This window comes from Daejeonella sp. (assembly GCF_049655485.1).
Taxonomy (GTDB): Bacteria; Bacteroidota; Bacteroidia; order Sphingobacteriales; family Sphingobacteriaceae; genus Daejeonella.
The window spans coordinates 1-11,566 of record NZ_JBASJU010000168.1; the positions used below are offsets into that span (position 1 = coordinate 1).

11 protein-coding genes and 1 pseudogene are annotated in these 11,566 nt (G+C 41.2%); 10 read left to right on the forward strand and 2 right to left on the reverse strand.

Annotated features, from left to right (window positions below; all coding sequences use genetic code 11):
• Window positions 1–219 (reverse strand): annotated as a pseudogene (locus tag WBJ10_RS06705) (arginase); the annotation flags it as partial.
• A 137-nt stretch (window positions 220–356) separates the two neighbouring features.
• On the opposite strand from WBJ10_RS06705, the gene WBJ10_RS06710 reads away from it, so the two are divergent.
• From WBJ10_RS06710 to WBJ10_RS06720, 3 genes are read left to right on the forward strand one after another with little or no spacing between them, the layout of a single operon-like run.
• Entirely contained in the window at window positions 357–1,328 is a 972-nt protein-coding gene (locus WBJ10_RS06710; protein ID WP_424288747.1) for an NAD-dependent epimerase/dehydratase family protein, read from the forward strand.
• A 10-nt stretch (window positions 1,329–1,338) separates the two neighbouring features.
• Entirely contained in the window at window positions 1,339–2,631 is a 1,293-nt protein-coding gene (locus tag WBJ10_RS06715; protein ID WP_424288748.1) for an HAD-IB family phosphatase, read from the forward strand.
• Between the two features lie 35 nt (window positions 2,632–2,666).
• Window positions 2,667–3,737, forward strand: a complete 1,071-nt coding sequence (locus tag WBJ10_RS06720) for a branched-chain amino acid aminotransferase (protein WP_424288749.1) — start codon at window positions 2,667–2,669, stop codon at window positions 3,735–3,737.
• A 60-nt stretch (window positions 3,738–3,797) separates the two neighbouring features.
• Here the strand turns inward: WBJ10_RS06720 and WBJ10_RS06725 are convergent, their stop codons facing one another.
• Window positions 3,798–5,612 carry a hypothetical protein gene (locus tag WBJ10_RS06725; protein ID WP_424288750.1) on the reverse strand — a complete coding sequence of 605 codons (1,815 nt, stop codon included), beginning with the start codon at window positions 5,610–5,612 and terminating at the stop codon, window positions 3,798–3,800.
• Window positions 5,613–5,780: 168 nt separating this feature from the next.
• On the opposite strand from WBJ10_RS06725, the gene miaB reads away from it, so the two are divergent.
• The 7 genes from miaB to WBJ10_RS06760 all read left to right on the forward strand — a co-directional run.
• The gene (gene miaB, locus WBJ10_RS06730; RefSeq protein ID WP_424288751.1) at window positions 5,781–7,271 is read left to right on the forward strand and encodes a tRNA (N6-isopentenyl adenosine(37)-C2)-methylthiotransferase MiaB; all 1,491 of its coding nucleotides are present in this window, start codon (window positions 5,781–5,783) and stop codon (window positions 7,269–7,271) included.
• Between the two features lie 5 nt (window positions 7,272–7,276).
• Complete coding sequence (locus WBJ10_RS06735) at window positions 7,277–8,509, forward strand: sigma-54 interaction domain-containing protein (protein WP_424288752.1); 1,233 nt, start codon at window positions 7,277–7,279, stop codon at window positions 8,507–8,509.
• Between the two features lie 9 nt (window positions 8,510–8,518).
• Window positions 8,519–9,037: an LptE family protein gene (locus WBJ10_RS06740; RefSeq protein ID WP_424288753.1), complete on the forward strand. Its 519-nt coding sequence runs from the start codon at window positions 8,519–8,521 to the stop codon at window positions 9,035–9,037.
• 33 nt (window positions 9,038–9,070) lie between these two features.
• Entirely contained in the window at window positions 9,071–10,369 is a 1,299-nt protein-coding gene (locus WBJ10_RS06745; RefSeq protein ID WP_424288754.1) for a hypothetical protein, read from the forward strand.
• 5 nt (window positions 10,370–10,374) lie between these two features.
• On the forward strand, window positions 10,375–10,728 hold the full coding sequence (gene secG / locus WBJ10_RS06750) for a preprotein translocase subunit SecG (protein ID WP_424288755.1): 354 nt from the start codon (window positions 10,375–10,377) through the stop codon (window positions 10,726–10,728).
• 215 nt (window positions 10,729–10,943) lie between these two features.
• Window positions 10,944–11,237, forward strand: coding sequence for a co-chaperone GroES (locus WBJ10_RS06755; RefSeq protein ID WP_079703196.1), 294 nt, complete (start codon window positions 10,944–10,946; stop codon window positions 11,235–11,237).
• Window positions 11,238–11,370: 133 nt separating this feature from the next.
• The coding region (locus tag WBJ10_RS06760) for a TCP-1/cpn60 chaperonin family protein (RefSeq protein ID WP_424288756.1) at window positions 11,371–11,566 on the forward strand (196 nt) is incomplete at its 3' end.

An 11,566-nucleotide genomic window follows, 5' to 3' on the forward strand; every position in this document is an offset into this window, starting at 1 on the left:
GAACTTTTCGCGGAAATATTCAGCGGAAAGAGCGGTTCCGGCATTGGCCGTTGCGTTCCTTTCCTCCTGTACACCAATAATTGCTAAATCGAATTCATTCGTGTCAAGATCAGGAAAGTCTGAATGGTAGACTTCAACTTTTGCGCCCAGGTGACTCGTATAAAAGCCTTCTTTCGGTGGGTTGAAACTTATGGGAGAAAGGAAATCGGATAAAGACATAGGAAATTTTCTGAAATCGATTAAATTGAATAGCTCCCGTTAAACACCTTGTGCGGTAGCCGGATTATGACATCAGACTGAAGGCAAATATCACTTTATTCAATTACTTTTGAAAGCATTTAAGAAAAATCATTCGTATGGTATTAGTTACCGGTGCCACCGGTTTTTTAGGTTCAGAATTAGTCAGGCAATTATTGCTAAAAGGAGAGAAAGTTCGCGCCATTAAACGTGATTCTTCTGTGATCCCTACTATTCTGGAAAATAAAGATGGCATAGAATGGCTTAATGCGGATCTGCTCGACTTCTACAGCCTTGAAGACGCCATCGAAGGAATTACAAAAGTTTATCATTGCGCAGCGTTTATATCTTTTGCCCATAAGGATAAAAAGCAAATGATGAAAGTTAACGTGGAAGGCACTGTGAATCTTTTGAATGTTTGCGTAGCGGCCGGAGTGGAAAAGTTCCTTCATGTAAGTTCTGTTGCTGCCATTGGAGACAGCAAGAAGGGAGAACTAATTGACGAAAAACATCATTGGGAGTTCGGTTCGGGTCAGACAAATTATTCAGTATCTAAATACGAAAGCGAGATGGAAGTGTTTCGCGCTTCCGCGGAAGGGCTTAAAGCAGTCATAGTTAACCCCTCGATAATCATCGGTAAAAACGCGGGTACAGAAGGAAGCGGTGAATTGTTTAATACGATAAATAAGGGCTTAGCATATTATCCAGGCGGAAGTTTCGGATATGTTGATGTAGAAGATGTTGCGTCAGTGATGATCGAACTGATGGAAAGTAAAATCACTAATCAACGTTTTATCGTCAGTGCCGAGAACTGGACTTACCGCGATCTGTTCGCTGAAATTGCATTTCAGCTGGGCAAAAAACCACCCGCAACTGCCTTAAAACCCTGGATGCTGAATTTAGCTAAGCTGGGTAATGACCTAATATCCCTATTAACCGGTAAAAACAATAAGCTGAGCCGGGAGACTGTCCGCGGCGCCTTTAAAAAGCAAAATTATTCTAATGAGAAAATTAAAAAGGCTCTAAATTTGGAATTCAAATCAGTTAAGGAGTCGATAGCGGAAATCTGCAAAACTTACAATGTCAACTAAAATTAATCCCTTGAAGCAATTTTACATTATAGATTTTGACAGCACTTTTACTCAGGTTGAAGCGCTTGATGAACTTGCCCGAATTTCATTACACGACCATCCTAACCGGGAAGGTATTTATAAGAAGATAGAAGATCTTACAAACGCGGCAATGGAGGGAAAAATGTCATTCCGGGAAAGCCTGACTGCGCGTGTCCAACTGCTGGAAGCCAATAAAGGACACCTGAAACAGCTCATTTCGCATCTTAAAACAAAAGTTTCCGCTTCCTTCTCACGTAATAAAACGTTCTTTAAGAAACACGCGAATGATGTTCTTATCGTATCCGGCGGTTTCAAAGAGTTTATTATACCGGTGGTGTCATCCTATCATATCTCCAAAGAGAATATCTATGCAAATACATTCACATTTGATGACGCAGGTAAGATAATCGGCTATGATGAATCCAATCCGCTTTCAAATGAAGGTGGTAAAGTAACTCTTTTAAAAGACCTCAAATTACAGGGTGATATTTACGGCATAGGCGACGGCCATTCTGATTTCCAGCTCAAGGAATTTGGAATGATTAAGAAGTTCTACGCTTTCACTGAAAACATAGAACGCAAGACCGTCGCGGAAAAGGCTGATCATATTACACCAAGCTTTGATGAGTTCCTTTATGTAAACAATCTCCCACGGGCTATATCTTATCCCAAAAACCGGATTTTATGCCTGGTTATTGGCGATGTACCGCCTCTTGCCATCCAGACTCTTAAAAAGGATGGATTCTCGATACGTCACAAAACCAGCTTTGAAGAGAAATATGTAGCTGATGTTGGAATGCTGCTGCTCGCACATGGCGAAGTGCTTGAAGATGAAAAGTTGAAGCGTGCAGTAAAACTTAAAACTATCGGCTACCTCGGAAACAGCGGGTTAATTTTGTCCAAAAACATTTGTACCGAAATGGGGATAGTGATTTTTGATGATCCGAAACAAAATGCCGGTGCTGTGGAATTCATTCCGAAGCGCATGATAAACTTTATTAATCATGGTCACACGTACAGGAGCTTAAATTTCCCCAATTTACAATTGCCCCGTATTGGTGGCGCTCACAGGCTTATACACATTCACCACAACGTTCCCGGCGTCATGGCAAGTATAAACCAGGTTTTTGCAGATCACGATATAAACATTGTGGGTCAATACCTCATGACTAATTCGAGCATTGGCTATGTAATTACGGATGTGAGTGATCAATATGATAAGCAGGTGCTAAAGGACCTGAAGCAGATTGATGATACGATTAAGTTTAGGATACTTTATTGAAATTCCGTAAATTGCACCTCCCAACACAATTTACCATGTTTACCGACACTTTAAATATTTCTGTTACAAAAACAGCGGAGTCACGTCTGGCAAAGACGGATTTTGATAATTTGCCTTTCGGCAAGACTTTTTCTGACCATATGTTCATCGCTGACTATCAAGGCGGCGAATGGAAAAACTTTCAAATCATCCCTTACGGGGATATCGCACTAAACCCTGCGATTTCTGCTCTGCATTACGGACAAGCATTTTTCGAAGGGATTAAAGCATATAAACATGCGGATGGTCGTATTGCGATATTCCGTCCTGAGAAAAATGCTGAACGTTCCAATGCTTCTGCAGATCGTTTATGCATGCCTCAAATCCCGGTTGAGATGTACTTGCAGGCACTTTCTGCGATAGTAGAAGTGGATAAAGATTGGGTTCCTTCCAAAGAAGGACACAGCCTTTACCTCCGGCCTTTCATGTTTGCTACTGATCCATACCTCGGCGTGACACCATCTGAGACCTATAAATTTATAATCCTGACGGGACCTGTCGGACCATACTTTTCTAAGAACCTTAAAGTGAAGATTGAGACCAAGTTCTCCAGAGCGAGTGATGGCGGTTTTGGCTTCGCGAAAGCAGCTGGTAACTACGGAGGTTCTATGCTTCCTGGTCGAAGGGCGACGGAGGAAGGCTTTGATCAGTTAATCTGGACCGATTCACGTGAGCACGCTTACATCGAAGAACTCGGCGCCGCGAATATTATGTTCATGATGGATGGGAAAGTAATTACACCTTCTACTCGTGACACCATACTTAAAGGAGTAACCCGTGATACCGTGATAACTCTTGTTAAGAGCTGGGGTATTGAAGTGGAAGAAAGGCGGATTTCTGTTGCTGAAATTCTTGATGGGATAAAAGAAGGAAGGATTACTGACGCTTTCGGCGTTGGTACGGCAGCTACTATCGCTCATATTGCTGAAATTGGCCATGATGGCGAAATTTATACACTTCCGGATCCGGCAAAAAGAGAATTTTCTAACCGCGTATTAAAAACACTTAACGAAATCAGGTACGGTCGTGTGCCAGATGAATTTGGTTGGAACTACTTTGTAGTTTAATATTCTTCTTTAAATATTATAAAAAGCTGTCTGAGATCCAGGCAGCTTTTTCTATGCGCGCTACTTTTTTAATTGTGCCTTCCTGTTCGATCTCCTTTTAACCTTCCTTTTTTCCCTCTCTTCTCTCCTCTCCTCTCTCTGGAAACGTTCAATTTCCATCCTCTCTAACCTGGCTTTTATTTCCCGCTGGGTTTCGGCGTCGAGGCCAATGCTTCCAAGCAGTGCAGACGAGATTCCTTTCCAGATCATATTAATGAATGAGGAGTGGTCTGGCCGGACATAACTGAAATTTACTTTTCTTACAGGGCGGCCAGGTGTAGGGTTGTCGCTTTCAATTATCAATACATTTGCAAAAATCGATGCAATTCCACGGCGTTTCAGCCAGGTAGTCTTTTCACTTCTTTCCAGCAGTGCAATTTTGAGGTTGTTGTAATAAACTGCAAGTGAGCCTTTAACGCCTTTTGTACTCCCCTGCCCGTTAAACTCCATTTTTTTTAATTGTCCTGACTTGATCTCGATAAGCGATAAGGGCCGGATTGCACTGTTAAACATATCGGCATCCATTCGCCCTACATTGCCTCGGAAATTGAAAGCTCCTGTGGGCGAAGCCAGATTAAATTGCATGTTCACATTAAATCTACCCCTATCCATGAGTAGTGCAGTAAGCTTTGCTTCGGCTTTACTATTCTTGCTGAGGCTGGCAGAGTCATTCGTTAAATTGAAGATCCGGCCCCCAATTTTACTAAAAATCACCGTGCCCTTTCGTTTTGAATCAGGGTTATACTCCGAATAGTATACCCGGGAGTTGAAAATTGATACAGTATCAATTCGAGCATCAAGTTTAAATCGCTTTAAGGAAAACTGGGGAAAATTCATCCCCCGGTCGCGTAAAGAATCTGGCATTGATCGGTTTAAAAAGATTGAAGCATCTGCTTTTCTCACTGTTAGCCCGGAAGCTATCAGGCGCCTATTGATATTCAGCATCTTATAGTCTATATTGTTCAATTGCATTTCCTGAACATCGATAGAATACCTGTTTTTTTGAACGCTAAACTGCTGTGAAAACTCCATTTCCCCAAACTTAGGTACAAGGCGAAGGCCTTTTACTTTAGCATATCGCTTCCCGGTTGAAGCGGTAAACTGCTGGATCTGGATTGTATAATTGCTATCTGCCGTTAAGCTTTTGTAGGAATTTAGTTCAGCATAAATGTCCCGGGTATGATATAAACGCGTTTTATCAAATTGCGACAATGAATCTATTAATAAATCGCTTATCCTGATTGTTAAGCCCCTTAGATTAGTTATTTTCTCAGGCGCCGCGCTCTGGTCTACGTACTGGAAGTCCGCATCCTGAAAGGTTATTTTATTAACTTTTACTGAGTTGAGATAAGGCTTCAAGCGCTGCCAGGTGGTTCGTACGTCCGGCGTGGTGGTTTCTTTGTTCCTCTTACTGTTTGTAAAGGTCACCTGCAGCTTGGGTTTGTCGATAACAAGGGAACCCATTTCAAGTACCCCATCGAAATATATTTTCCAGGGATGTACCCTTCTTAAAATTAGCTCCTTTATCTCTACCTTATATAAATGTCTTGGGGCCAGGCTATCTGTACTCACCTTACTGAATATCGAAGTATCCGGTATGAAGACGATATTTTTCACACTGATCCGTCCACTGATAACGTTGGTTCGGATGTTATCGAATTCGATAGAGTAAAGGCCGTTAGTAGATGTATGAATTGCAGTTTTTATTCTGGCGCTAAGAATGGGCTTCCATCGGTAATTGAAGTAGACTGCAAGACCTGCCAGTAGTATACCCACAACTATTAAAAAATATAGAGCCCATCTCCATTTCCCGATCCCCTTACTATTTAGCCCCATAATTATTCTGCATACTTTTTGTTAATCTGAAACCATGGCCAGAATCCACCAGTTCTAATTTATTCCTAGCCTAATTTAATAAAGATTATCAGTTATTTTAAAAACAGTCACTGCCAAACTGTCATTAAGGAGAAAATTTCTTATTTTTGCGGCCTAATTTATTTAATAATGTTCGAGAGGCTAGGAGATCTGAAAGATGTTTTACAACCCACTTTGCATGATGAATCACGCCAGGGTGAAGCATTGGTGATTGAACGCACGCCAAAATATAAAGGCCGTAAGCTGTATATAGAAAGTTATGGCTGCGCGATGAATTTCGCTGATAGTGAAATTGTTGCCTCCATCATGCTCGACATGGGTTTCGAAACTACATCGCAATACAAAGAAGCTGATGTTATTTTTATTAATACCTGTTCAATCCGTGATAATGCAGAACAAAGAGTCAGAAACCGGTTGAGAGAATTTAGTGCCGCAAAGCGTAAAAGCCCGGGAATGACTATTGGTGTGCTCGGGTGTATGGCCGAACGATTAAAAGCTAAATTCCTTGAGGAAGAAAAGCTTGTTGACATCGTGATCGGACCAGACTCTTATCGGGATCTTCCAAACCTTATAAATCAGGTCGATGAAGGTTCAAGAGCAGTGAACGTACTTTTATCCCGTGAGGAAACCTATGCTGACATTAGTCCCGTACGATTAAATAGTAACGGCATTTCTGCGTTTGTTTCTATCATGCGAGGTTGCGACAATATGTGCTCGTTCTGCGTTGTGCCTTTTACACGTGGAAGGGAAAGAAGCCGCGACCCATATTCTATCGTTGAAGAAGCTCGTGAATTGTTTAACAATGGGTACAAAGAAGTCACCCTGCTGGGACAGAATGTTGATTCCTATAAATGGAGCCCCGGTTTACCATCCGGAGAAACTGAACTTATCGGCCAGCAACATACCAATTTTGCACAGCTCCTCGAGATGGTGGCTTTAATTGATCCGCAGCTCCGGGTACGTTTTTCGACATCTCATCCAAAAGATATTACAGACGAGGTATTATACACCATGGTTAAGTATGATAATATCTGCAACCATATCCATTTACCGGTTCAATCAGGAAATTCACGTGTACTGGATTTAATGAATCGTACTTATACACGTGAATGGTATCTTGAACGTGTTGACACAATTAAGAGGATCATTCCAGATTGCGCGATTTCTACTGATATTATCATAGGATTTTGTACCGAAACAGAGGTGGAGCACCAGGATACAGTGAGCATTATGGATTATGTGCAGTATGATTTTGCGTATATGTACACTTATTCTGAGCGCCCGGGAACCCTTGCTGCGAAGAGATTCGAGGACGATATTCCTCAGGATGTTAAGACAAGACGATTCAATGAAATATTGTCTAAACAACAAGAGGGGTCCCATAACAGATTGCTTAAACATATTGGGAAAACTTACCGGGTACTTATAGATGGTCTTTCAAAAAAATCAGACCTGGATTTCTCCGGAAAAACGGAGTATAATATTACAGTGATTTTCCCTGTCGCTGGAAATTATAAACCGGGTGATTATGTAAATGTGTTGATTGACAGGTGCACGCCTGCAACTTTAATAGGGAAGATTCTACAAACAAACATTGCCGCCGGAGCATTGGATATATAAAAGATATGGATGTTCAAGACATAAAGAACCGTTTTGGAATAATTGGAAATTCTCCCTTGCTTAACCGGGCAATCGATATAGCAAGGCAGGTCGCGCCTACCGATATTTCAGTTTTGATTACTGGCGAAAGCGGAAGTGGCAAGGAGGTTTTTTCTCATATTATTCATTCATTAAGTGCCCGTAAACACGGTCCTTTTATTGCTGTTAATTGCGGTGCAATCCCGGAGGGAACAATCGATTCAGAGCTTTTCGGCCACGAAAAAGGTTCTTTTACAGGTGCTTCAGACGCACGGAAAGGTTATTTTGAAGTGGTTGATGGTGGAACGATATTCCTGGATGAGGTTGCTGAGTTACCCCTTGGTACTCAGGCTCGTCTATTACGTGTTTTAGAAACGGGGGAATATATCCGGGTAGGCTCATCAAAAGTGCAGAAGACGAATGTGAGGGTAATGGCTGCCACAAATAAGGATGTGTTCGATGCAGTTATGGCCGGGAAATTCAGAGAAGATCTTTACTATCGACTTAATACTGTTCCCTTGAAGGTCCCGGCACTTCGTGAACGAAAAGAGGACATCAACCTGCTGTTCAGGAAGTTCATTGCTGATTTTACAGATAAATATCGTAGTCCATCCGTACAGCTCGACCAAAGTGCCCAACAAATGTTGATGGATTACAGCTGGCCCGGAAACGTGCGTCAATTGAAGAATATCGCAGAACAAATTGCTGTTCTTGAGAAGGAACGAAACCTATCGGCCCAACACCTGCTAAATTACATTCCAAATGAGGTTGGCAGCACATTGCCTATGCGGATTCGGAATCAGGAAAAAGAAGATTTTTCTGAGAGAGACATACTTTATAAGGTTCTTTTTGATATGAAAAAGGACATGACCGATCTTAAAAAGCTTGTGGCGGATATCATTCAAAATGGCGGAAACAATTCCGATTTTAAACCTAACCCGCAAGTTCTCAATAAGCTGTACCGCGATATAGAAATACCAGCAAACAGCAACATTTCGTCGGATCCTCACAAATTAATTATCCATAAACCTCATGATAAGTCTTATGAGATTACCCATGAAGCTGAGGAAGTTGAAGAATCCTTGTCACTTGTGGATAAGGAATCGGATCTGATTAAGAAAGCACTCAAAAAACATAAAGGCAAAAGAAAACTTGCTGCGCGCGAACTTGGGATATCAGAACGTACCTTGTATCGCAAAATTAAAGAATTGGAACTCTAAATTTCGGATATGTATAAACGCTTAAAATCAAATATTGCATGCTTAACAATCTCGGCAGTATTTCTATTTCAATCTTGCGGTGTTTACACGCTTTCGGGGACATCAATTCCTGTTGGAATGAAGACTATATCTGTTCAATTCTTCGAAAATAACGCCATGTTGGTTGTACCCTATCTTGCGAATCAATTTACCGAGGCATTAAAAGAAAGAATAAGAAATCAAACCCCTTTAAGCATTGAGCGAGGTGAAGCAGAAGCGAATTTTGAAGGTAGAATAACAGATTATACTGTTCGGCCTGTTGCAATCCAGGGTAATGATCGCGCTGGGCTAACCCGGATAACCGTTACGGTCAACGTTAAATATACAAACACATTGGAACCAGAGCAGAATTTTGAAGAGTCGTTCAATGCAAGTCAGGAATTCAGCTTAAATCAGGGCCCATTAGAATCGCAGCAGCAAAAACTGATTACGGTAATCAACCGCCAACTGTCTGAACTTATCATCAACAGGGCCTTCGCTAATTGGTAATTTTTTTTTAGCTTTCATTAATCAGACAGCAAAGTGGAACAGACAAATTCTCAGGAGCTCGATAAAAAACTATTTTCGGATTGTGTTTACAATCCCGCTGGAATTAATTCCACTGATAAGGAGGTGCTTGAAGGTTTGGTCGGGAAATATCCTTACGCTCAGCTTTTAAGGTCATTCTACACGCGTTCACTCATAGATACATCTTCAGACACTTTTGATAAAGAATTATCAAAAACTGCCATATTTTCTGCCGATGGAGTAGTCCTCCGAAAAATAATTGAAGATCCCGAGTCAATAAAAAGTCAAGCTAGAAGTATACTATCGACTGATACGAACATTGCAGAGTCGCCAGACACGGCATCAGAAAAGGAAGAAGTAGCGGATAAACGCACAGATGAGCCTGAAAGTGAAGCTGAATTTGTTGTTGAAGATGAAACCCTATTTCCGGAAAATGAGGAAGCGGTTGGCGAAGTCCAGCCCGACGGCGATCTCGAAAATATACAAGCAGCGGAACCAGAACTGGCATTTAGTGATTCGGGACAATCTCCGGAATCGTCAAAGGAAGATCAAAAGTATCATGAATTTGAGGATGGTGAGTTGATAGAAACTCCTATAGATGACACGGATACTACACAACCTGAAACACCAACAGTCCATGACGAACTGGATCTGCTTGTTAGACAAAGTGCTGCTTCGTCTTATTTTTCAAGAGAAGAAAAGGGTTTAGATGCCGAATCAGACAAAACCGAGAATGTATTCAGGCCAGAAAACGATATAGCCCAGAATATTAGTCATAATGCTGTTATAGATGATCGTCAATCCGTTTCGAGATACGATGATGACAAGATGCCTTACTCATTCTTATGGTGGTTGGATAAGACCCGGAAAGAGCATTCTCAAAACTATCAGCCATATGTTAGTTTCCACCTGGATACAAGCCAGAGCATAAAACGCAATACAGTTGATCAGCTTAGTTCACAAATTATTGAGAATATCTTCCACCTGCAATCACCCGTAGATGAGTTGGAAAATGCGCCAAAAACGGTGCCTTTCCAGGTCAAACGTAAAGAAGATTTTATAGTGGAGAAATTCATACGGGAGGAGCCGCAGATTAAACCCCCAAATTCCGATAAACTGGATAATGAGAACAAAGCAAGGAAGAGTGCTGAAGATCCTAATGACCTGGTGTCTGAAACTTTAGCACATATTTATACCGACCAGATGCTATTTCATAAGGCTATTGAGACTTACAAAAAATTAAGTTTGAAATTTCCGGAAAAAAGCACGTACTTTGCCGACCAAATTCGTGAATTAGAAAAGAAAATAAATTAGATATTATGTTATATACAATAGTTATTCTGGCAATCCTGATTTGCGTATTGCTGGTATTAATCGTGCTGATACAAAATCCTAAAGGCGGTGGCCTCTCTTCAGGATTTTCCGGATCAAATAATATCATGGGGGTACAACGTACTGGTGATTTCCTTGAAAAAGGGACCTGGGTCCTCGCTGCCAGCCTGATGGTACTTGCGCTTATGATCAATGTGGTAGTCGACAAAGGAGGAGCAGATAGCCAGGAGGGACGTGAAATTCAGGACATGATAAATAAGCCTGCTGCTGTACCTGCACCTTCAAATATGACATTGCCTTCTGCGCCCGCCGCGACGCCGTCTGATACGACAAAAAAATAATTAAGTAAATCTTAAAAAAGGCCTCCTCCAGGAGGCCTTTTTTATTTGCCTATTTCATGACATTAAACTGACAGCATGACACCGTCAGCCTCAAAAAAAAGATAGACAGACGGCTTAAAATGAAATTTTGACAAGAATCTGTCTCCTTCTTGCTTTGGCATAATTAGTGACGGCTAAGTCACGTAAAATTCAATTAATTAAATACATAATAACATATGGCATTAAATATTAAACCTAGCGCAGACCGGGTAGTTATAGAAGCTGCTCCTGCTGAAGAGAAAACAGCATCAGGACTTTATATTCCTGATACTGCAAAAGAGAAACCACAAAAAGGAACAGTTGTAGCTGTAGGTCCTGGTAAGTACGCAGAACAAACCGGAAATTTAATCCCTATGCCTTACAAGGTAGGAGACGTGGTTTTATACGGTAAATACGCAGGTACTGAGATAACCCACGAAGGTAAAGAATACCTTATCATGCGTGAGGCTGATATTTTTGCAACATTATAAGGAAGTCTGAGGTCGGAAGTCGGACTTCAGACCTCGGACCTCCGACTTCATACCTCAAACTAAATAAAATTAAATCCCGGAGTGAAATGTCAATACTGTTGATGGATAACTCCCACATCTAAAATCTTAACAAATGTCAAAACAAGTTAAATATAATGTTGAAGCACGTGATGCTTTGAAAAGAGGCGTGGATATTCTCGCTAATGCTGTAAAAGTAACTTTAGGACCAAAAGGCCGTAACGTAATTATTGATAAAAAATTCGGTTCTCCTTCAATCACCAAAGATGGTGTTACAGTTGCGAAAGAAATTGAATTGAAAGACGCCCTGG